Annotated in this window: 17 protein-coding genes; 7 read left to right on the top strand and 10 right to left on the bottom strand. The window is 68.7% G+C overall.

Going from position 1 to position 22,772, the window contains the following annotated elements; genetic code table 11:
* Positions 1-128: 128 nt before the first annotated feature.
* The 3 genes from GOALK_RS08435 to GOALK_RS08425 all read left to right on the top strand — a co-directional run bounded on the left by GOALK_RS08435 (position 129) and on the right by GOALK_RS08425 (position 1,868).
* Positions 129-398 carry a metal-sensitive transcriptional regulator gene (locus GOALK_RS08435; protein WP_005201272.1) on the top strand — a complete coding sequence of 90 codons (270 nt, stop codon included), beginning with the start codon at positions 129-131 and terminating at the stop codon, positions 396-398.
* 32 nt (positions 399-430) lie between these two features.
* On the top strand, positions 431-826 hold the full coding sequence (locus GOALK_RS08430) for a DUF302 domain-containing protein (protein ID WP_040004088.1): 396 nt from the start codon (positions 431-433) through the stop codon (positions 824-826).
* Positions 827-920: 94 nt separating this feature from the next.
* Positions 921-1,868: an alpha/beta hydrolase gene (locus GOALK_RS08425; protein WP_006358381.1), complete on the top strand. Its 948-nt coding sequence runs from the start codon at positions 921-923 to the stop codon at positions 1,866-1,868.
* 25 nt (positions 1,869-1,893) lie between these two features.
* On the opposite strand, the gene purD is transcribed toward GOALK_RS08425, so the two are convergent.
* Genes purD through GOALK_RS08410 form a run of 3 tightly spaced genes read right to left on the bottom strand, consistent with a single transcriptional unit; the run spans position 1,894 to position 6,408 of the window.
* Positions 1,894-3,147 carry a phosphoribosylamine--glycine ligase gene (gene purD, locus GOALK_RS08420; RefSeq protein ID WP_197028074.1) on the bottom strand — a complete coding sequence of 418 codons (1,254 nt, stop codon included), beginning with the start codon at positions 3,145-3,147 and terminating at the stop codon, positions 1,894-1,896.
* 55 nt (positions 3,148-3,202) lie between these two features.
* Positions 3,203-5,158, bottom strand: coding sequence for an ArnT family glycosyltransferase (locus tag GOALK_RS08415; RefSeq protein WP_006358379.1), 1,956 nt, complete (start codon positions 5,156-5,158; stop codon positions 3,203-3,205).
* Positions 5,155-6,408 carry a glycosyltransferase gene (locus tag GOALK_RS08410; protein WP_006358378.1) on the bottom strand — a complete coding sequence of 418 codons (1,254 nt, stop codon included), beginning with the start codon at positions 6,406-6,408 and terminating at the stop codon, positions 5,155-5,157. Before GOALK_RS08410 ends, GOALK_RS08415 begins: the two co-directional genes overlap by 4 nt.
* A 106-nt stretch (positions 6,409-6,514) precedes the next feature.
* Between GOALK_RS08410 and GOALK_RS08405 the strand changes: the two genes are divergently transcribed.
* Positions 6,515-8,626, top strand: a complete 2,112-nt coding sequence (locus GOALK_RS08405; protein WP_006358377.1) for a RecQ family ATP-dependent DNA helicase — start codon at positions 6,515-6,517, stop codon at positions 8,624-8,626.
* Positions 8,627-8,654: 28 nt separating this feature from the next.
* On the opposite strand, the gene GOALK_RS08400 is transcribed toward GOALK_RS08405, so the two are convergent.
* The gene (locus tag GOALK_RS08400; protein ID WP_006358376.1) at positions 8,655-10,031 is read right to left on the bottom strand and encodes a wax ester/triacylglycerol synthase domain-containing protein; all 1,377 of its coding nucleotides are present in this window, start codon (positions 10,029-10,031) and stop codon (positions 8,655-8,657) included.
* Between the two features lie 143 nt (positions 10,032-10,174).
* Positions 10,175-10,600, bottom strand: a complete 426-nt coding sequence (locus tag GOALK_RS08395) for an HIT family protein (protein WP_006358375.1) — start codon at positions 10,598-10,600, stop codon at positions 10,175-10,177.
* Between GOALK_RS08395 and GOALK_RS08390 the strand changes: the two genes are divergently transcribed.
* Positions 10,575-11,792, top strand: coding sequence for a DNA adenine methylase (locus GOALK_RS08390; protein ID WP_006358374.1), 1,218 nt, complete (start codon positions 10,575-10,577; stop codon positions 11,790-11,792). The genes GOALK_RS08395 and GOALK_RS08390 overlap by 26 nt on opposite strands.
* A 10-nt stretch (positions 11,793-11,802) precedes the next feature.
* A complete protein-coding gene (locus GOALK_RS08385; protein ID WP_006358373.1) occupies positions 11,803-12,645 on the top strand; it encodes an SPX domain-containing protein in 843 nt (280 codons plus the stop codon).
* Here GOALK_RS08385 and GOALK_RS08380 read toward each other — a convergent pair.
* The 4 genes from GOALK_RS08380 to GOALK_RS08365 form a co-directional block, all read right to left on the bottom strand.
* Complete coding sequence (locus GOALK_RS08380; protein WP_006358372.1) at positions 12,638-14,080, bottom strand: sensor histidine kinase; 1,443 nt, start codon at positions 14,078-14,080, stop codon at positions 12,638-12,640. The two genes, GOALK_RS08385 and GOALK_RS08380, sit on opposite strands and share 8 nt — an antisense overlap.
* Positions 14,080-14,802, bottom strand: coding sequence for a response regulator transcription factor (locus GOALK_RS08375; protein WP_035752003.1), 723 nt, complete (start codon positions 14,800-14,802; stop codon positions 14,080-14,082). Before GOALK_RS08375 ends, GOALK_RS08380 begins: the two co-directional genes overlap by 1 nt.
* 91 nt (positions 14,803-14,893) lie before the next feature.
* Complete coding sequence (locus tag GOALK_RS08370; protein ID WP_006358370.1) at positions 14,894-15,580, bottom strand: DUF899 domain-containing protein; 687 nt, start codon at positions 15,578-15,580, stop codon at positions 14,894-14,896.
* Between the two features lie 74 nt (positions 15,581-15,654).
* Positions 15,655-16,857 (bottom strand): winged helix DNA-binding domain-containing protein, encoded by a 1,203-nt coding sequence (locus GOALK_RS08365; RefSeq protein WP_006358369.1) that lies wholly within the window; start codon positions 16,855-16,857, stop codon positions 15,655-15,657.
* Positions 16,858-17,298: 441 nt separating this feature from the next.
* Between GOALK_RS08365 and GOALK_RS08360 the strand changes: the two genes are divergently transcribed.
* Positions 17,299-21,069: a WD40 repeat domain-containing protein gene (locus GOALK_RS08360; protein WP_006358367.1), complete on the top strand. Its 3,771-nt coding sequence runs from the start codon at positions 17,299-17,301 to the stop codon at positions 21,067-21,069.
* Here GOALK_RS08360 and GOALK_RS08355 read toward each other — a convergent pair.
* The gene (locus GOALK_RS08355; RefSeq protein ID WP_006358366.1) at positions 21,056-22,702 is read right to left on the bottom strand and encodes a carboxylesterase/lipase family protein; all 1,647 of its coding nucleotides are present in this window, start codon (positions 22,700-22,702) and stop codon (positions 21,056-21,058) included. The two genes, GOALK_RS08360 and GOALK_RS08355, sit on opposite strands and share 14 nt — an antisense overlap.
* Between the last annotated feature and the right edge of the window lie 70 nt (positions 22,703-22,772).

Below are 22,772 nucleotides of genomic sequence, written 5' to 3'. Positions count from 1 at the left end.
GCCGACTTCGCCACGCAGATGCCGACCGGACCAGACCGCTCCTCATACCCCAAGGGGTATGATCGACGTTTGTCGGGCAAGTCCACGCGTGCAGAACCACACGCGTGCAGAACCACAAGGAGGTCGTCATGGTCGGCGACGAAGAATCGATCGGCGTCGTGCTCAATCGGCTACGCCGCGCCCATGGACAGCTCGCGGGCGTAATCTCGATGATCGAACAGGGACGCGACTGCAAGGACGTCGTGACCCAACTCGCCGCGGTGTCGAGTGCACTGGATCGGGCCGGTTTCAAGATCGTCGCGACCGGCCTCCGCGAATGCATAACCGGTGAACAGTCCAAGGACTCGGAGCCGATGACGATCGATCAGATGGAAAAGTTGTTCCTGGCGCTCGCCTGACGCACGCGAGGAGCACCACGAGAGGAGTGATCATGAAACTCGGTTACCAGACGACCCTGAAGACGGACTTCGACGACGCGGTCGCGCGGACGCGGGAAGCGCTCAGCGATGTCGGATTCGGCGTGCTCACCGAGATCGACGTGAAGGCGACGCTCAAGAAGAAGCTCGACGAGGACATAGAGAACTACCTCATCCTCGGGGCCTGCAATCCGCAGTTCGCCCATCGCGCGCTCGGGATCGAGAGGCAGATCGGCCTGCTGCTCCCCTGCAATGTGGTGGTGCGCGACGACACCGACAACGCCGGGACCGTCATCGTCGAGGCGATGAACCCCGACATCATGGTCGCGGTGACCGACGCCCCGGGCCTGCCCGACGTGGCGTCCGGAGCAGCCGAACTCCTGCAGAAGGCCATCGCGTCGCTCGACTGAACGTCAAGTCCGAGACAGATTTCTCACAGCGGCGGCGAGTCGGCCGACTCGACGTTGCGTCGAGCCCGGGGTCCGCGATTACCCTGGTGCTTCGATGACGAGCGTGCGATCCCGATTCTCCGATGCAGCCGACCGCGACCTTCCGCGCGTGGGCCGTCGTGCCGTGCTCGCCGCCGGCGTCGGGGCCGCCGCGCTCGGACTGGCCGCATGCTCGGACAAGGCACCGTCGGCGTCGGTGCAGCCGCGCAACCTCGAAGGCCGTGCCGCCGACGACGAGCTGCCGATCGAGACCTCGCCGCCCCCGGTCACCAGTGGCCCCCCGCTGATCACCGGCAGCTTCAAGTCCGCCCGCATGGGCGGCCGCGACACCCGCTGGGCGGTCGCCCGACCCAACGGCGTGACCGGCAAGCTGCCCGTCGTTGTCGTGCTGCACGCGCTGAACACCAACGAGAAGACCATCTTCGGGTCGAAACTCGAGATGCAGACCGTGATGCAGCAGTACGTGGACAACGGCAACGCCCCGTTCGCGCTGGCCGCCGCCGACGTGGGCCGCAACTACTACCACCGACGGGCCGACGGCACCGACGGTGGCGCGATGATCCTCGACGAGTTCCTGCCGATGCTCGCGAACGATCCGCGGCTCAACCTGTCCACCGACCGCATCGGTCTCTTCGGATGGTCGATGGGCGGATACGGCGCGCTGCGTCTGGCGTCGATGCTCGGTGCGCCGCGCGTCGCCGCGGTGGCGGTCAGCTCGCCCGCGATGTGGGCCGATCCGCGCAACTTCCCCCCGCGCGCCTTCGACGGCCTCGCCGACTACCAGGCCAACTCGCTGTTCGGCGCGCAGCCGAGCTTCGCGAAGATCCCGCTGCTCATCAACATCGGTTCGAGCGACCAGTTCTACACCTACACCCGCCAGTGGGCCGCGGGCCTTCACCCGCCGGCCGCCTTCGGGACCGCCGCCGGTGGTCACACCAATCGGTACTGGCGCAGCGTGCTTCCCGAGCAGATCGAGTTCCTCGGCCGCAATCTCGCGAACTGAGTCCCCGACCCGCCCGGGTCTGCGGCTAGATGCTGATCTTGCCCTCGAGGGCGTTGCGACCGATGTCGGTGCGGAAGTGCGAGCCCGGCAGCTTGATCTTCGCGATCCGGTCGTAGGCCTGGGCGCGGGCCTCGGCGAGGTCGGCGCCGGTACCCACGACGGCCAGCACACGACCCCCGGCGGAGACGATCGCACCATCCGCATTCGTGGAAGTGCCGGCGTGCAGCACGCCCTCGGCGTCGGCGCCGGTGATGACGTCACCGGTGCGCGGCGTGCCCGGGTAGTTCTCGGCGGCGACGACCACGGTGACCGCGGCGCCGTCGTGCCATTCGAGTGCCGGCAGGTCGGCGAGGGTCCCGGTTGCGGTCGCGTTGAGCGCCGCACCGAGCGGGGACTTCAGCAGCGCGAGGACCGCCTGGGTCTCGGGATCACCGAAGCGGCAGTTGAATTCGACGACCGCAGGCCCGTCCTTGCCGATGGCGAGACCGGCGTACAGGAGACCCGAGAACGGGATTCCGCGCTTGACCATCTCGGCCGCAACAGGTTTGACGACCTCGTCGACGATGCGCTCGGTCATCTCGGCGGGCAGCCACTGCAGCGGTGTGTAGGCACCCATGCCGCCGGTGTTGGGTCCGGCGTCGTTGTCGCCGACCCGCTTGTGGTCCTGCGCGGGCAGCAGCGGCACCACGGTCTCGCCGTCGACGAGGCAGAACAGCGACACCTCGGGACCGTCGAGGAAGCTCTCCAGCAGGACGGGGTGTCCGCTCTCCAGGCACTCGGCGGCGTGGTCGCGGGCGACGTCGCGGTCGGCCGTGACGACGACGCCCTTACCCGCGGCGAGACCGTCGTCCTTGACGACCCAGGTGGGCCCGAAGCGGTCGAGTGCCGCGTCGAGGTGCGCGGGGTTGTCGACGATCTCCGCGTGTGCGGTGTGGACGCCGGCCGCGGCCATCACGTCCTTGGCGAAAGCCTTGGAGCCCTCGATCTGCGCGGCCTGCGCGCTGGGACCGAAGGTTGCGATGCCGGCTTCGCGCAACGCATCGGCGACGCCGAGAACCAGGGGCACCTCGGGTCCGATGACCACGAGGTCGGCTTCCAGCTTCTGCGCCAGGGCGACGACCGCCTCACCGGAGACCACGTCGACGGCATGGTTGGTGGCGATCGCCGAGGTGCCGGCGTTACCGGGAGCGACATGCAGGTCGGTGACCGACGGATCGTTCCTGAGGCCGATGAGAAGGGCATGTTCGCGGCCGCCCGAGCCGATCACGAGTACTCGCACGACCATGACTCTAAACGACTGCGTACAGGGCCCGCGTCACGCGCCGGTGAGCGCATCAGCCGGTCTGCTGGGTCAGGTCGTACATCGTGACCCCGTCGACCGTCACCGCGGTGAAGTTCTCCTGAACCCACGCACTGATCGACGATGCCGGACGTTCGGAGTCCGTGCCCATCGGGTCCCCGCCCATACCGGGCCCGCCACCACCGCCGAGGAAGTAGTGAATCCTTCTCTCGGCGACCAGTTTCTGGAACTCGGCGAGGGCCGGCGACGGATCGCTGCCGTTGAACCCGCCGATCGGCATCACCGAATGGCCGCTCTCGAGCTGGTAGCCCGAGGCGGACATCGACCCGACCGCCGCGGCCACCCACGTGTACCGGTCGGCGTCGGCGTTCAGCTTCTCGACAACGGCTGCGGTGGGGGTCGAACCGCGCAGCAGGCCACCGGGCCCGTCACCGCCGCGACTGCCGGGCATCCCCTGGCCGGGGCCTCCGCGTCCACCAGGGCCGAACTCGCCCTCGACCCGCGGGCCGGCGGTGATGATCGAACCGCTCTTCTCGGTCGTCACCGTGTCGATCGTGTACGCGACCGGACCGGCGAGTCCGGCGAGGATCGCACCGGTCACCGCTGCACCTGCGACACCGCGGAGGTTGGCGAAGACCATCGCGGCACCGGCGAGCAGGCCGACGACGAGGACCACGACGCGCAGCCACGGCACGAAGTCGGGGGTGCGGTTCAGCAGGACGAAGCCCCAGCCGGCCGCGATCCACACGGATGCGCCGAGAGCGATCCGGACCCACAGTCGGCCGCGGTGACTCCAGCAGACCGCCCCACCACTGGCGACGAGAGCAGCGACCGCCGGGGCGAGGGCTGCGGTGTAGTACTGGTGGAAGATCCCGGCCATGAAGCTGAAGACACCCATCGTGACCAGCAGCCACATTCCCCAGACCACGAGGTAGGCGCGACGCGGTTCGGTCCGTCGCGCACCGCCGATCAGGACTGCCGCGACAACGGCGAGTAGGAGCCCGGTCGGGATGAGCCACGCGATCTGACCGGCCTGCGCAGGTTCGAACATCCGCAGCCATCCGGTCTCACCCCACGGGCCACCGCCGGGGCCACGGGGGCCACCCATCTCGCCCATACCGGAACGGCCGGGGACCACGGCCCCGGTCTCGTTGCCGTTGAGTCGGCCGAACCCGTTGTAGCCGAGAGTCAGCTCGAGAATCGAATTGTTCTGCGAACCACCGATATACGGCCGCGAGGACGTCGGCCAGAGTTCGACGGCGAGTATCCACCAGCCGGCGCTCACGATCATCGCTCCGAGCGCGGCGAACAGCTGACCCAGCCGGCGCAACCAACCACGCGGACCGAAGGCCAGATAGGTGACCGACAGTGCCGGCACGATCAACATCACCTGCAACTGCTTGGTGAGGAATCCGAACCCGATGAACACGCCGGTGAGGATCAGCCACCGCCACCGGCCGTCGTCGACGGCCTTCATCAGCGACCACACGGCCGCGATCATCAGCAGGATGAGCAGGGCTTCGGGGTTGTCGAAGCGAAACATCAACGCCGCGACCGGCGTCAGCGCCAGTACCGCGCCGGCGAGGATTCCGGCCCAGTGGCCGAAGTACTTTCGCGTGATCAGGTACAGCAACGCGACCGATGCGACGCCCATCAGGACCTCGGGCACCAGGATCGACCAGGAGTTGACGCCGAAGATCCGGGCACTGATGCCCGGAATCCACAGCGAGGCAGGTGGTTTGTCGACGGTGATCGAGTTCGCCATGTCGCTCGATCCGAAGAACCAGGCCTTCCACGATTCCGAACCGGCCTGGATGGCCGCCGAGTAGAAGGAGTTAGCCCAACCGTTGGTCGAGAGATTCCACAGATAGAGGACACCGGTACCGATCAGCAGCGTGGCCAGTGAGAGACGTGCCCACAGCACGTTCTTCGCGTGTGCATGCGTCCGCGGAGCGGAGTCGAGGGGTGGGTCGATGGTCAGTGTCGTCATGCGACAACCTCCGGGGTCTTGCGGAACACCCAGCGGAGACCGACGAACCGGGTGAGCGTGGCCACCAGGTTCGCGACCACGAGGATGATCAGTTCGATGTGTTTGGTCGCGTCCGGCGCGACGGTGTGCAGGAACAACAGGGAGCCGGCGGTGACCAGCCAGCCGAACAGGAACACCCCGAGACCGAACAACTGGTGGCGGAGTGCGTTGTCACGCCCGCGGACGCCGAAGCTGAACCGGCGGTTGGCTGCGGTGTTCAGGACGGCGGTGATCGCGAGGGCGACCAGGTTCGACACCTGCGCTCCCAGGAACGAATGCAACGCCAGGAACAGCACCGCGAAGGAGATCGTCGAGGCGACACCCACCACACAGAACCGCGCGAGCTGACCGACCAAACCCTTCGGCACACCGTCGATCTGGGGGCCGGCCGCCCGGCCGCGACCGATGGAGGCGCGGAGCTGCGCGATCGGCAGCCGCCCCATCGCCAGCGCGAGACCGACTCGCGCACAACCCTTCAGATCGGCGAGTGCGGTGGGCACGATGTCGACGATGCTGTCCTGGTCGTCGACCCAGTCGACCGGGACCTCCGCGATCCGCAAGCCGATCTGCTCGGCGAGAACGAGCAGCTCGGTGTCGAAGAACCAGCCGGTGTCGACGACGAACGGCAGCAACCCGCGTGCGATGTCGGTGCGCATGGCCTTGAACCCGCACTGGGCGTCGGAGAACCTGGCGCCCATGGCGGTTCGGAGGATGAGGTTGTAGGAGCGCGAGATGAACTCCCGCTTGGGTCCGCGGACGACCCGCGACGACCGGCTGAGCCGGGTGCCGATCGCGATGTCGGAATGCCGCGACACCAGCGGGGCGATGAGCGGCATCAGCGCGTTGAGGTCGGTGGAGAGGTCGACGTCGCAGTAGGCGACGATCTCGGCGTCGCTGCACTGCCACACCCCGTTGAGCGCACGCCCCCGCCCCTTCTCCTCGAGGTGGACGACGCGGACGCCCTCGAGTTCGTCGACCAGACCGAGGGCGATCGCGAGGGTGTCGTCGGTGCTGGCGTTGTCGGCGACGGTGATGCGCGCCGGGTACGGGACGTGCTGCCGCAGATGGTCGGCGAGCTGGCGCACCGACGACGCGACGTCGGCCTGTTCGTTGTGGACGGGGACGACGATGTCGAGGACCGGGGTCGACGCCGAGCTGTCGGCGAGCGTGTACACCTGCGCCGTCCGGACCGGCGGTGCTTGCGGGATCATGAGGACCACGATCGGCTCGCGCCCTCGAACCACTCTGGAACCCGGCTGCAGGGTTCCTGTGAACCGTCGATCTCCACTGTCGGCCGTCGCCACTACATTGGGGCTCATGACCGCCACCCTCTCCCCTGACCAGCTGACCGCCGCCAACCGCGTGATCACCAGCCTGGCCGGTGAGGGCGCCGCGCTGCGCGAGGACCAGCTGCGCGCGGTGACCGCGCTGGCCGGGGGCGAGCCCGGCACACCCGGCGCGCGGGTTCTCGTGGTCCAGGCGACCGGGTGGGGCAAGTCGGCCGTCTACTGGTCGGCCACCGCGATCATCCGCGCCGGTGGCGGCGGACCGACGCTGATCGTCTCCCCGCTGCTGTCCCTCATGCGCGACCAGGTGTCCGCAGCGGCGCGTGGCGGCCTGTCCGCGGCGACGCTGAACTCGTCGAACGTCGACGAGTGGTCGGCGATCGAGGCGCAGTTGCGGGCGGGTGACCTCGACGTCCTGCTCGTCTCGCCGGAACGCCTCGCCAATCCCGGCTTCGGACGACGTGTGCTCGACGCACTGGCCGGCAACCTCGGACTCCTGGTGATCGACGAGGCGCACGCCGTCTCCGACTGGGGTCACGACTTCCGGCCCGACTACCGACGCGTGGCCGACGTGCTCCGCTCGGTCAACCCGACGACGCCGGTCCTGGCGACCACCGCGACCGCCAACGCGCGCGTCACCGAGGACGTCGCCGCCCAGCTCGACGCCGGTTCCGACGCACCGACACTCGTCCTCCGTGGACCGCTCGCCCGGAAGTCGTTGCATCTCAACGTTCTCGACGGACTCTCGCCCGTTCAGCGCTACGGCTGGGTGGCGCAGGCCCTCCCCCATCTCCCGGGTTCGGGCATCGGCTACGTTCTCACCGTCGCCGACGCCGACCGGCTGGTCGAGGCCATCCGCGCGGTACACGGCGATTCGGTCGAAGTCGCCGCCTATACCGGCCAGCTCGAAGCCGACCGCCGGCACGAACTCGAAGATGCGTTGCTGCACAACAAGGTCAAGGCGCTCGTCGCGACGTCGGCCCTCGGGATGGGCTACGACAAGCCGGACCTGGGCTTCGTCGTACACGTCGGTTCGCCGCCGTCGCCGGTTTCCTACTACCAGCAGGTGGGTCGTGCCGGGCGTGCCCTGGACGACGCCGTCGTGATGTTGCTGGCCTCGCAGACCGACGACCGGATCTGGGATCACTTCGCCACCGCGACGATTCCCGATCCCGACAAGATGCGCGATCTGCTGGCAGCTCTGGAGGCCGCCGACGAACCGCAGTCGCCCATCCAGCTCGAGGCCGCCACCCGCTTCCGCCGTACGCGAATCGAGTTGATGCTCAAGCAACTCGCCGTAGACGGCATCACCGACCGCACCCCCGACGGCTGGGTTGCCACCGGCAAACCCTGGACATACGACGCCGCACACTACGACGGCGTGCTCGCGGTCCGTCGCCGCGAGGCCGACATCATGCGCTCCTACATCGCCGGGCGCACCTGTCTGATGCGACTGCTGACCGAATCGCTCGACGACCCACAGGCCGCCGACTGCGGTCGCTGCTCGGTCTGCCGCGGCGCGCTGAGTGAGGGACTCCCCGACTCCGTCGATGCCGAGGTGGTCCGCACCGTCACGTCGACGCTGCGCCGCAGGGCGTCGACCCTCGATCCGCGGAAGATGTGGCCGGGCGGCGAATTCGGCCGTCGCGGAAGGATTCCCGCAGACCTCCTCGCCCAGCCGGGTCGCGTCCTCGCACACGCCGACGCCCCCGAATGGGTGGAGGTGCTGGCCGCCGCCCGCAACGGCGACGAACGCGCACTGGCCGAACTCGGCGATGCCGCCGTCGCGACGCTGTCCTCCTGGGTCCGCGAGACGGGTATCCGCGCCGACGTCATCGTGTCGCTCCGCCTGACCGGCACCAATCTGGCCGAGACGCTCGCCGAACATCTGCGCACGGTCGGGAAACGGGGCGGCGGAACCTTCCCCGTCCACCTGGGCGATCCGCCGACCGATGCCACCGGAGCAGTCGAGGCCGCCTACTGGCGCGACCACCTCGGCGATCCACCCGAGGTCGCCGGACAGAACGTGATGCTCGTCGTCGACGCCAACAGCTCGGGCTGGCCGATCACCCTCGCCGCCGCGGCACTCCGTGAGGCCGGGGCCGGTGCCGTCCTACCGCTGCTGATCCACCGGACGGTCTGACCCTTCGAGACGCTCGCGTGCTCGTTCCTCAGGGAGCAGGTCGGGCGAGCGAGAGCACCTCGTCGAACCCGTCGACGAGGCACGAGTGGAAGACGTCGACATCGGCGATGGCGCCGGTGTCGACATCGATCCCCAGCTCACACGTGTCGATGTAGCTGAGCAGGGTGACGTTGACCGCGGCCCCGATCGTGGGACCGAAGGCGTACTGGGCGGTCATCCGGGCGCCGCCGAGGTAGAGCGGCACCGGAATACCCGGCACGTCACTGCACAGGAAGTCGACGTGACGCAGGACCGAACCGATGTACCAGCGCGGCATCAGGTTCATGGTGCCGGCGATGAGCTGGGTGTACGGCAACGAGCGCTCGTCGCGGACACGTGAGGTCCGCCGGTGGATTCGAGCGATCCGTTGCGCCGGATCGACTTCGGCGACCGGCACGTCGAACCGCATCAAGGTGATCCGGTTGCCGCCTGGGGCGTCCTCCTCGGTCCGCAGGTTCACCGGCATACACAGATGGAGGTCACCGACTTCGACGTCGTGTTTCTCGTGGTACAGACGGAGCCCTCCGGCGACGCCCGCGACGAAGGCGTCGTTGAGTGAGCCTCCACCACGGTGCCCGGCGTCGCGCAGTTGCTGCAGCGGAACCTCGTGGACGTCGAGATGCCGTACCAACGAGCGTTCCGTCATCAGCGGCGATCCCGTCTCGTTGACGGGCCGGACGGTGCGGAACACCGATGCAGCTGTCTCGACGGCGTCACCGGCGGTCGCGATCGGATGGCGAATCGTGTTGAACGCCAAGCCCGGTACCGATTTCACGACTTCCATCACGGTGTTCGAGGCGCGCTCGGCGTCGAATCGCATCGAGTCCAGGTAGTCCCGCCACCAGGCTTCACCGTTCGGCGGCGTGATGGCGTCGGGCGTGCCCGGCGGATGGTCGGATTCCTCGGTCAGGTCGAAGAGCCGCATCGCGATCTCGATGGCCCCCACCCCGTCGGTCAGCGCGTGGTGGAACTTGCAGACGACCGCGGCACCGCCGTCGGCGAGCCCGTCCACAAGCGTCGCCTTCCACAACGGCCGGGCACGGTCGAAGTCCTCCATCGCCGCGATCCGCGCCATCTCCAGCACGGTGTCGAAAGTGGCCGGAGCGGGTGCCCCGACCCGGCGAATGTGGAAGTCGAGATCGAAATCCTGGTACGGGACCCACCTCGGCGGCGCCGACAGCGGCGAGTACACGACGCGCTCGCGGAACATCGGCAGGTCGGCGCTGATCGTCTCGAACCGGCTGCGCATCGCATCCCAGTCCGGTGTGCGGTCGAGCAGGATGACCGTCACCACCGTCGATCGCAGGCGCGGGTCGGACTCCATCGACCAGGTGAAAGCGTCGCTGTTGCGCATGTACTCGGTCATGACTGCCTCCGGTCATGACCGTACTCAGCCGCCGATCACACGTTGTCGTTTCGGCTCACCAGAGGACTTTGTACCTCTGCGCCCCGGGCGGCGAAACCCGCTCCCTGAGTAGCCCCGGAGCTTGCGGAGGGCGTATCGAAGGGTCAGTCGGCGACGTACTCGCCGTAGCCGAGCGAGCGCAGGCTGGCGCGGATCTTCTCGGCCGCGGCATCGAGGTCCTCGGGGCTGGCGTTCTTGTTCGCGTTGGCGAGGTCGAAGGTCTCGAGCGAGAGTCCCTGGAACACGTGGATGTGCACGTGGGGAACCTCGAGGCCGGCGATGAGCAGGCCGATGCGCGGAGCGTCGAAGGCGTCCTTGACGGCCCGGCCGACCTTCTGTGCGACGCCGCTGAGATGGGCGAACAGCGTGCTGTCCATCTGCTCCCAGTGGTCGACCTCGTTGCGCGGCACCACCAGAACGTGGCCGGGGGTGACCGGCTCGATGGTCAGGAACGCGACGGCTTCGCCGTCCTTCCAGACGAATCGACCCGGGATGTCGCCGTTGATGATCATGCTGAAGACCGATGCCATGGGCCCGAGTCTAGATGTTGTGGGGTTCGGCACCGAGGACGCAACCGTGTTCTCCACGGCGCTGTCGGGGGTCCATGACATTCTTTTCGGTGTGAGTGGGCCAGAATCCTCCCGACCGGGACGCAGCACCGGCAGACCTGTCGGATCCAGCGACGTCCTGGCCCGCGCTCAGCGCTTTCCGCGGTTGCGATACATGGGGTCGAAGTACCGGCTGCTCCCCCACCTCGAACGCACCTTCGCCGAGATCGGCGGGTCGACGGCGGTCGACGCCTTCTCCGGGTCGGGAGTGGTGTCGTACCTGCTGAAGGCGCAGGGATTCGAGGTTCTCAGCAACGACTTCCTCCACTTCCCGCATGTCATCACGCGTGCGTCGGTGGCTAATTCGAGCGTCCGCCTCGAGCCGGAGCTCGTCGAGCAGATCTGCGGGCCGGCCGCCGACGACCGCGACTACATCTCCCGCACCTTCGACGGCCTGTACTTCACCGCCGAGGACCGCACATTCCTCGACTCGGCGTGGTCGCACATCGACGCGCTGCGCGGCTACCGCCGCGACCTGGCCATCTCCGCGCTGGTCCTCTCCGCCGCACGCAAGCAGCCGCGCGGGGTGTTCACCTTCACCGACTCCACCCGCTATGCCGATGGGCGCCGCGACCTCACGATGTCGCTGCGCGACCACTTCCGGTTGCGCGCGGCCGCCGACTACAACGGCACGGTGTTCAGCAACGGCTGCAGCAGTCGGAGCGTCCAGGGCGACATCTTCGACCTCGCCCTGCCGTGGTCGGCGCCGCCGGATCTCGTCTACCTCGACCCCCCGTACGCGCCGCCCACCGACGACAACGACTACATCAAGCGCTATCACTTCCTGGAGGGCCTCTCCGCGTACTGGCGCGGGATGACCATCATGGAGAACACCAAGACCAAGAAGCTGCCCAAGCGCTTCACGCCGTTCGCCTACAAGCGGACGATCGAGGACGCGCTGCTGCGGACGTTCGAACACTTCGAGGACGCGGGCGCGATCGTGCTGTCGTATTCGTCGAACGCGTTGCCGGGCAAGGACCGGATCGTCGACCTCCTCGGCAAGGTCAAACCCTCGGTCGAGGTGATCGCCATCGACCACAAGTACAGCTTCGGCACGCACGCCGCGGCCACTCGCCGCGACGTCAGCGAGTTCCTGTTCATCGGACGGGACTGACGCCGAGCACATGAGTGACGCAGTTGACTTCGAGGATTATCTGAAGTCGTTGGGACGGTTGACCTCTCACGTCGACCCTACCGCCTCCACGCCGGAGGCCGAGCGGATCGTGGAGGCCACCGGGAGTCTCGGCGGTCTCCTCGACACCGACATCACCGGACTCGCCGCGTGGGTACGCGACAATCCCAACGACGTCCCGGTGCTCGGGCTCGCGGTCGGATTGTCGCAGGAGAAGCTCAAGAACGCGTTGCGCGACCGGTTCGACACCAGCGGCTGGCACGGACTGGCACGCACCCAGCCCGTCGACCTGGTGACCTGGCTCGACGCGGAATTCGACCTCGTCCGGATGCTCCGCACCCAGCTGGAACGCACCTACACCTTCGCCGACATCCTCGTGGCGCGCGCCGGAACCCGTGCCACCGCGACCCGTGCCGGCGCGTCGGGCCGTCGCATCGAGGACGAGATCGAGGACATCGCACGCGATCTCGACCTCAATTACACGACGCGATCACGATTCGTCGGCCGCAACGGACGCACCGCCCCCGCCGACCTCATCGTGGGCGATCCGAACTCCGCCGACATCGTGGTGGCCGCCAAGGGATTCGACTCGACCGGCTCGAAGCTCACCGACGCCGTGCGCGAGATCGAGGAGATGGCCGAGGTCCGTCTCCCGACGCAGCTCGTGCTCGCGGTGATCGACGGAATCGGCTGGAAATCACGGCAATCCGACCTCCGACGCATCCACCAGCTCTGGGCCACCCGCCAGATCGACGGCATGTACACCCTCGTCACGCTCGACCGGTTCCGCACCGACGTGGCCGAGTTCGCGAGGTTGCGACGATTGATCAGCTGAGGAGCGGCAGTCGCACCCAGAAGGTCGCGCCCTCGCCGGACGTCGACTCGACGCCGACCCGTCCGCCGTGCGCTTCGACCAGCGCGGCAACGATGGACAGCCCCAGACCGTTTCCGCCGCCGGAACCCCGGTGGCGTGACTGGTCGCCACGGTAGAACCGCTCGAAGACGTGTTGCGCATCCTCTGCGGTCAGCCCCGGTCCGGTGTCGGCGACCCTCAGCACCGCCTCCAACGTGCCGCCGGAGTCGGCCTCGACCGACACCCCGACCGTGATCGACGCCTCGGCCGACGTGTGGTTGATCGCGTTGCCGATCAGGTTGCGGAGCACCTGCAGCAGCCGCGGCCCGTCGCCGGAGACCAGCGGCGGATGGTCACCGGTCGTCACCTCGAGCCGGATGTCGCGTTCGGGAGCGCCAACGCGCGCGGACGCGACGGCCTCGGCGGCCAGGCCGAGTAGGTCGACGGGTGCCGTCGCGAGGGGGCGCTGCGCGTCGAGGCGTGCCAGCATCAGCAGGTCCTCGACGAGCAGGTTCATCCGACCGGCCTCGTCGTTGATCCGGCGCATCGCATCGGAGACGTCGGAGACCCCGCCCTGCGAATACAGTTCGGCGAAGCCCTTGATCGACGTCAACGGAGTGCGGAGTTCGTGGCTCGCGTCGGCGACGAAGCGCCGCATCTCCTCCTCGGAGGCGCGGGCTTGACGCTCCGACGCCGCGGTGGTCGCGAAGGCCTGCTGGATCTGGCCGAGCATGGTGTTCAGCGAAACCGACAGACTGCCGACCTCGGTGTTGGGAGCCGCCAACGGAACTCGACGCGTGAGGTCGCCCGCCGCGATCGCGTGTGCGGTCTCCTCGACCCTGCGCAGGGGCCGGAGACTGGTCCGCACGAGCAGATAGCTGAGCAACCCGATGAGGACCACGACGATGGCACCGATGGCGAACTGCAACCAGATGAGCCGACTGATCGTGGCGTCGATGTCGGTCATCGGGGTGGCCACGGTCGTCGTGCCGAACATGTTGCTGCGCTTGATCACCCGCCAGCGTGGTCCGTGCGGCTCCACCGATCCGACGGTGACCGGGCCGACGTTGTCGCCGGTGACCCCGTCGAGGTTCGGCGCATGGTCGAACTGGTTGTAGACGTTGGTCGCCGAGATGCCGGCCGGACCCCGGAAAGTCGACTCCACGTAGTACGGCGACGGCGGACGACGCGGCCCCGGCGGGCCGGGACGCGGATCGTTGGCCGGCGAGCGTGGATCGGCCCACGTGCGCGTGGCGTTCACGAGACCCTCGTCCGTGCGCGAGATCAGGTCCTGCCGCATCGACGACGTGACCGCCACTCCCGAGGCCAGCAACCCGACGACCACGAGCGCAAGCGTGAGAGCGACCAGGGAGAGCCGCAGTGGCACACCGCGCCTGCGGACTTCGGACGCAGCCATCAGTCGCGCGGCTCGCGCATCACATAGCCGACGCCGCGCAGGGTGTGGATGAGGCGCCGCTCGCCGTTGTCGAGTTTGCGACGCAGGTAGGAGACATAGGACTCCACGACGTTGACCTCGCCGCCGAAGTCGTAGTTCCAGACGTGGTCGAGGATGCGGGGTTTGGACAGCACCGTCCCCGCGTTGACCATGAAGTACCGCAGCAAGGTGAACTCGGTCGGCGAGAGCTGGACCGGTTGCCCCGCCTTGAAGACCTCGTGCGTCTCGTCGTCGAGTTCGATGTCGGCGAAGGTGATCCGGGACGAGGACTGCTCCGCTTCGCCGAAACCACTGCGGCGCAGCAACACCTGCAACCGGGCGACGACTTCTTCGAGGCTGAACGGCTTGGTGACGTAGTCGTCACCGCCGATCGTCAGGCCGTTGACCTTGTCCTCGACCGAGTCGCGGGCCGACAGGAACAGGGCGGGCGCCTCGACCCCGTCCGCGCGGAGACGGCGCAGCAGTCCGAAACCGTCCATGCCCGGCATCATCACGTCGAGGATCAGCACGTCGGGCTTGCGGCTCCGGCACCTGTCGATCGCCGCCGGTCCGTCGGCGGCCGTCTCGACGTCGTATCCCTGGAACTTCAGCGACACCGACAGCAGCTCGCGGATGTTCTCCTCGTCGTCGACGACGAGCACCTTCGCTCCTCGGGTTGCGTCGTCCTGGGCCGGTCTGGTCACTCTTCCACTGTTCCAGAGGGGCCTGGGACCTCACTGTCCGGACGCTGGGAGGTTCCTGTGAGTGCCGACCTGCGGTTCGATCGGTGAAACCTCACGCGGTGGGATCTCCGTAGGCGCCGGCGATGGCCTCCGAGTCACGCCAGCGCGAGTACGTGGGGCTCTGGGGCCAGCCGTCGGGTGAGTCCTGCCATTCCTCCTGACGCCCCCACGGGAGGACGTCGAGAAGCCCGAACGTGAACCCGAGCTGCTCGGTGCCGCGGCCGGTCGTGTGCCACGTGCGGTAGACCTTGTCACCGTCGCGGAGGAAGACGTTGATCGCGAATCCCTCGCCGGGCCCCGCGCCGACGTCGGCGGAGAACGTCGTGCCCGCCGACGAGTACCAGTCCATGCGGTTACCGACGCGCTTCTTGTAGGCAAGTGCCTCCTCGATCGGGCCGTGGGTGATGATCACGAACCGGGCGTCGTAGTCGGCCAGGTAGTCGAGTCGACTGAACTGAGTCGTGTACCCGGTGCACCCCGGGCACTGATAGGTCTCGCCGGGAGACCACATGTGGTTGTAGACGATCAGCTGGGAGCGCCCGTCGAAGACGTCCACGAGACGGATCGGCCCGTCGGGTCCGGTCAGGGTGTGGTCGGGCATCTCGACCATCGGCAGCCGCCGCCGCTGCGCCGCGATCGCGTCGAGTTCGCGCGTGGCCGCCTTCTCGCGGACCCGCAGTTCCGCGAGGGCCTTCGCCCAGGTGTCGTGGTCGGTCACGGGTGGGAGTTGATCGCTCATCGCGGCGCCTTTCGATCGATACGGGTGTTCTGCAGAGACAGACCGCGACTCGGAGCCCAACTCATCGCCTCGACTCAACGCCGCCGCATGTACGGCGCGGCGTACCCGATCTTCATGGAGCCGCCGCCGAGCCACGCCGCGAGCTCCTCGGCCCGCGCGCCGAGCTTTCTCCGGGCGTCGGCGGGCAGGGGCTCGAGCGGGTGGATCGCGATCGAGTTGTCATCCCGGCGATACCAGCCGCCGACGATCCGGCCGTCCCACCACGCGGTCTGGCCGCCGTTGCCGACGGAGTCGAAGACCTCGGGACCGTGATCGCCGAGGTAGAAGCCGCGCTCCTTGAACCCCATCGTGGTGGGGTCGAGTTCGGGCAGCAGAACCGCCTGCGGTTCGCAGTCCTGGTCGCCGGCCTCGTCATCGGCCTCGCCGGGGAGGTCGTCGGGCAGCACGTGTCCGACGCCGCCGCCGTCCAGTTCGACCTCGACGGTGCCGAGGTCGGCGAGGGCGGCTCGCACCGCGGTCTTGGTGGAACCGAGCCACCACACGAGATCGGTCTCGGTCCCCGGTCCGTAGGTGCGCACCCAGCGTTGGACGAGCGCCCGGTGGCCGTCGTGCACACTCGGCGCGTCCGGGGTCTCGCCGAGCCACACCTTCATCGACGTCCACGCCGGACGGGACAGGTGCCAGTCGAATCGGTTGGGTCCGCGGACGATGTCTCCGGAAGCGTCGAGCATGTTCAGCACTCGCGGTCCGAAATGGCTCTTCCCCGCCCACGACTTGCCCTCGCCGAAGGTGATCGAGCCCTCCAGGACGGGCAGCCGGGCGCGGAGCTCGGTCGACGTGAGCGATTCACCGCCGGCGAGTTCGGTGAGGACCGCGTCCCGCGCGGTCTCGATCCAGCCCTCCGGGTCGTCGACGTCGGGACTGCGGCGGAGATCGCGAAGCATGTTGGTGCGCTCGGAGGCAGAGATCCGGGGCCCGAGCGCACCGATCGCCTCGGCGAGGACGTCGCGGGGGAAGGCGAAGAGGGTCCGGCGCATCGCGAGGTGTTTGACGAGGGTCCGGTCGTCGTAGAGCGCGGTGTCGATGTCGGCGCGGGCCAGACCGTCGACGCGCGCCCACGCGGACAGGTAGACCGTCGACGGGGTGGTGGCGTGGAGACCGACCATCGTCGCGGCAACGTCGACGGCGGACCCTGCTCGCGACGCGGCGTCGAGGTGCATGCGGCGCATCAGCCGGGACCGGCGCGTGGTGTCGGTGATCCGGGGGCGCACTGGCATGCCGCGATCCTAGTGAGCCGACGAGGCGGTTGAAGCCGGGAGAGGAAGAGGGGAAGCGGGTGCCGGCTCCGGCCGACCCCCATCGACCCGGTGTTCCGGCACCCGCCCGGTTGCGTGGGCCGGACGACACACAGCCCCCGACGGGCAGTGCCTGAGAACACCTCCGTGTGTCCTGCGACCAACGCATCCTTACGCTCCCGACCCCCGTCAGGAACGCCCACCCAGGAGACCCCACCCCGCGTCCGGAGTACAGCCCCGTTCCGGATCGAGGGGCGAACACCGAGGTCAGGCGGCAAACGGACTATCCGGACCGGACACATCCGAATCCGGATCCGGACGTGTCCGTCGCCACCTTTGCCCTCCGACGGTGGCGCACCGGGGTCACCTGTCGCATGATGGATCGGTCGATCAGTCGTGCGGTCTGAGCGTGGAGTCGGGTGAGTGGATTTTGGTGAAGCGCTCGCGCGCCTTTTCGTGCAAGCGGGGCGCCCTACCCTCCGAGCGTCGGCGGCCCGGGCCAAGGTCTCCGCGCAACGGATCAGCGACTGGCGCAACGGCCGCCATCTCCCCCGCGACTTCGCGACCGTCGAGCCTCTCCTCGTCTGGCTGACATCCCGCGCGGTGGCCGCAGGCGTCACCGACGTCCTCACGATTCCCCGGTGGAAAGAACTGTGGGACAGCCATCTGAGCCAGAACGCGCCCGGGACCCCGGAGCCGCCCGCCCAGCACGCCCGCCCATACGCCGGACTGGCGACCCTCACCGCCGCCGACAGTGAGCTCTACTTCGGACGCGACGACCTCGTCGGCACGCTTGTCGACACGATCCTCGCCGCCGGCTCGGAGTCCGCGCCACTGTCGCCGGCCTCCCGGCTCGTCGTCGTCACCGGGGTGTCGGGGTCGGGCAAGTCGTCGTTGCTGCGTGCCGGCCTGGCCCGCGATCCGCGGATCTCGACCCCGCGTCTCGCCGAGATCATCCCGGACGGTCTCTCCATCGCGCCGCCGGTCGACGGCGAGAACGACGCGGTCATCGTCATCGACCAGTTCGAGAACGTCTTCTCGCTCGAAGACGAACTGCGGGCGACGACGATGCGCGAGGTCGAGGAACTCGCCGCCGACACCGTCGTGGTGGTCGGCATACGCGCGGACTTCTTCAGCCAGTGTGTGAAGTACCCGGTGCTGGCGGATGCCTGGCAGCACCGCTGCGTGATCGTCTCGGAGATGACGCGTACCCAGCTCCGCGAGGTCATCACCGCCCCGGTTCGCCTCGCCGGCGGACGCATCGAAGCCGGCCTCGCCGACGTGATGATCACCGACCTCTACGAGGCGTCGACGGTCGGTGACCGCGCCGGCCGGCTGCCGCTGCTGGCCCACGTCCTGCAGGCGACCTGGGCACGCCGCTCCGGCAACCGCATGACGCTGTCCGGTTATCGCGCGACCGGCGGCATCGCACGCGCCGTCGCGGACACCGCGGAAGCCGCCTGGGAGGCCATCGCCCCCGAACATCGCGACCTCGCCCGCGCGGTCCTGCTGTCGCTGGTCCACGTCGGTCCGGCCGGGATCGCGCTGCGGGTGCCGTTGTCGACCTCGACCATCGGCAGCCGCTTCCCTCCCGAGGTCTCGGCCGTCATCGACGAGTTCGCGCAGGCCCGATTGCTGACGGTGTCCGCGGAGTCGGTGATGCTCGTGCACGACGTGGTGCTGACCGCGTGGCCGCGACTCGCCACGTGGATCGCCGACGACTCCGACACCCACGTCTGGTGGCAGCAACTCGACGCCGACACCCGGTCGTGGGTGGCCAACGGCCGCAGCCGCTCGTTCCTCTACACCGGTTCGCGACTCGACGACGCCAAGAGCCACCGCGAAGCACTGCGCAGCAACTACGTCCACCTGCTGAGCCGGGAGAACGACGAGTTCCTCGACTCAGCGGTCGCGATGCAGCGACGCCGCCGGTTGCTGCAACTGGGCGCCGTCTCGGTCATCGTGATCCTCGCGATCGCGGCATCGATCATCGCGGTCTTCGGGTTCCGGCAGGCGCACGACCTGCGACAACAGCGCAACGCCGCCGAACGCGCGGCCCTGCTGTCCCACATCGACAGCATGGAGCACTCCAACCCGTCGCTGGCCGCGCGTCTCCTGCTCGTCGCCCATCAGCTCTACCCCGACGATCCGACGGTCGTCGGTCATCTGCGTGGCGCGGCCACCAGCCCGCTCGCGACGCAGGTCACCGGCCATACCGGACCGGTCTACGACCTGGCGTTCGACCGGACGGGCCGCTATCTCGCCTCGGCGAGCGGCGACCGCACGGTCCGCGTCTGGGAGGGCACCGACGCCACCCCGCAGTATCGCGAGGTGGCGACCCTGCACGGTTTCGGCAACTACGTCACCTCCACCGCCTTCCACCCCAACCGACCGTTGCTGGCCTCCTCGAGCGGTGACGGTGCGGTCCGGATGTGGGACCTCTCCGATCCCCGCCGGCCGGCGCTGCGGGAGACCGCATCACTCGGCCGCGGCACCGTCTACATGGCCCGCTTCTCCGCGGACGGGCGGACACTCGCCGCGTCGTCGGACGACGGTTCGATCACCGTGTTCGCGGTGTCGCCGACGGGGACCCTGCTCCAGACCGCCGTGCTCCGGGGCCACAGCGCCGCCGCACGAACACTGTCCTTCAGCCCCGACGGGCGGCTGCTCGCGAGCGGCGGGGACGACCGCGTCGTGCGGCTGTGGACCACCGGACCGGACCCCGCGCCGCTCGGCGAACCCGTCACCGGGTTCCCCAGCATCACGCACGCGGTCGCGTTCAGTCCCGACAGCCGCTCCCTGGCCGTCACCGGCGACAGCCCGAACGCGCAGCTCTGGGATGTGAGCAAGCCGCTGTCCCCGCGGCCGCTCAGCACCTCTCTCCCGACCGCGACCGCGGGCTCCTGGTCCATCGCCTTCGACCCGACCGGTTCGCAGGTCGCCTCGGCCCGCGCCGACGGCATGGTGCGGGTCTGGAACACGACCAACCCGGCTTCACCCACGGCCCAGTGGGCGCTGCAGACCGCATCGGAGCAAGGGTCGGTCCGCACCTTCTCGGCCACCTTCGACCCGACCGGTGACCGCCTGGTGTCCGGGCGTTCCGACGGGACGATCGACGTCTGGTCGTTGCCGGACCGTTCGGTCCCCGACCGCGGCGGCACGATCAGCGGGGTGGCCACCGATCCGGCGCAGCGCATCCTCGCGACCGTCGGCTCGGACACCACCCTGAACGTGTGGACCCTCGACGACGGCGAGATGTCGTTGCGCTCCCGCACTCCCATCCAGCGTCGGGTCAGCGACCACCCGCGCGTCTCGGTGAACGAACGCGGCACCCTCGCGGCGACGGCCAACAACAACGGCGGCCTCGTGGAACTGTGGGACATCGGCGACCCGGACGCCCCGCGGGCAGCGGCCCGGTTGCCCGTCTCGACGCGGTACTCGTTCCCGGTCGCCTTCGCACCCACCGGCGATGTCCTCGCGACCGGCGACACCGACACCACGATCGCGCTGTGGAACACCGCCGATCCCACCTCGCCGAGGCGGATCGGCGCATCCCTGCGCGGTCCCGCCGACCTCATCCGCAGTGTCGCCTTCAGCCCCGACGGCACCCGCGTCGCGGTGACCTCCGACGACAAGCGGGTGTACCTCTACGACCTGGAGTCCGGGAACCCCGATCCGGTGACGGTGATCTCCGATGACGCTCCCGTCACGCAGGCGGCCTTCGACGACGACGGAGAGGTCCTCGTCGTGGCGGCCCGTGACCTGTCCACCTGGCGACTGCCGGCGACGCACACCGACGGTGAACCCGAACTGATCGACCGCCACGAGGACATGTTCGCCAACACGCTGTCGATGTCGCCCAACCGGATCGCCGTCGGTACTTCCACGCACGACCTGATCAGCTTCGCGCTCGCCGACGACGGCACGCTCGGTGATCGACAGGCGGTGGGAACACTGCTCGACTCCACCGACACCACCACGACGTGGCAGGTCCCGGTCCGGCTCCCCGCCGACGACGAGATCATCGCCGGTGGCGACACCACCGGCAACGTCTACGTGCACACCCTGGACGTGCCCGACGCCCGCGAATGGATCTGCGGGACCTCGACTCCCATGACCGAGGAACAACGGTCGACGTACCTGCCCCACGCCTCCCTCCGAAGCGATTGCGACGCAACGGTCAGCGGAAGCTGAGCACCTCGTCGCCCCACGCCTCCCAGAGGTCGCCGTCGAGGTTCTGGACCACCCGGTCCTCGGCGTCGATGCGCAATACCGGACGGCGGCCGGTGTCGTAGGTCGGCCACTCGTCGCCGGGACCTCCGGTATCGGGTGCGCGACCGTGCGCGAACGATGTCCACCGGCGGATCAACCTCTGCGACACGGCTTCTCCGTGCTTGCGTCCGCCGAGCAGGAAGGTGATGTCGCGCGGACCCGAACCCAGGTTCCCCCACACGTAGGGCACCTCGGTGGCATGTGCGGCACCGAGACCCAGCAGCCGGAACATCCTGGTGGTCCAGTCGTAGCGGTACACGTAGACAGGAGCCCGGCGGGCGTGGGCGTCGGCGAGCCACAGCGTCGGCATGCGGAACGCGACGTCGCGGGCCACGCCGAGCCCGGTGACCTTGGGACGCAGGCCCGAGTACGCCGAAAGCACCTGTGCGCGTTCGGGTAACACGATGTCGGGGTACTCCTCGCGCATGCCGGCGAACATCCGCTCGATCTCCTCGGCGGTGATCGGCATGAGCGGCGACTTCATGTACTTGAAGAGGTTCGCCTCGTCGCGGTTGGTCCCGATGATCAGCGGTACGGGCAGTGCCCGGCCGTTACGGATGACGTCGAGGGGATGGTCGGGCAGCAGGTCGCCGTCGACGACCGGCGCGAAGGCGATGGTGCCGGGAGATTCGGTGGGCACCTTCTCGAACAGCTCGGTGGTGAGCGTCGAACACCGTGCGGCGTCGAGGGATTCGAGTCGCTTCACCACTTCCGCCGAGTCGCCCGGGTCCTCGATCCCGGCGGCGTTGAGCAACATGCGCGCGACGCGGGCGGCCCGGTCGGAGCCGTACATCGACGTCACCGGGGAACTCTGGGCGATGGCCCGGCCGAACATCCCCTCGGCCGCGGGTACCGTCAGCAGCGCGGTGACGAGGCCGGCGCCCGCCGACTCGCCGAACACGGTCACCTTGTCGGGGTCTCCGCCGAAGGCCGAGATGTGGTCGCGGACCCATGCCAGCGCGGTGAGGACGTCGCTGAGCCCGACGTTCGACTCGAAGCGGGGATCGATCGACGAGAGGTCGGCGAACCCGAGGACACCGAGCCGGTAGTTCAGCGTCACGATCACCACGTCGCCGGTGGAGGCGAGCGCCGCGCCGTCGTAGTAGGGCTGACTGCCGGAGCCGAGCACATATGCCCCGCCGTGGAGCCACACCATGACCGGCAGCGCGACAGCGTCGTGTGCGTGTGTCGAGGCACCCGGCGGCGTCCACACGTTGAGGTAGAGACAGTCCTCGTCCATCACGACGTCCGGACCGAGCCGGACCGCGGGATTGAGTTCCTGGGGGCAGACCGCCCCGAAGGAGGAGGCGTCGATGACGGTGTCGGAGCTTCCGTCGCCGTCGGCAGCGCCACGGTTGGGGAGCAACGGCTGGGCGCGACGCCATCTCAGTTCGCCCAGCGGAGGTCTCGCGTACCGGATGCCGCGCCACACGTCGGCGCGCTCACCGGCGATTCCGCGGTAGGTGCCGAGGGCGGTACGCGCGAGCGGATCCGCGGCCGATGGTGCCGAGGCCGCCTCGGCCACGGCTGAGGTACCCGGTTCGTCGTGTTCCATCCGTACATCGTGCACCGAGAACCCGTTTCCGGGCACGCGTTCCCCGCGGCGGGAATGTCGGGCACCGGCT

Source organism: Gordonia alkanivorans NBRC 16433 (assembly GCF_000225505.1).
Classification (GTDB): domain Bacteria; phylum Actinomycetota; class Actinomycetes; order Mycobacteriales; family Mycobacteriaceae; genus Gordonia; species Gordonia alkanivorans.
This window is presented reverse-complemented; position numbering and strand designations above follow the sequence as displayed.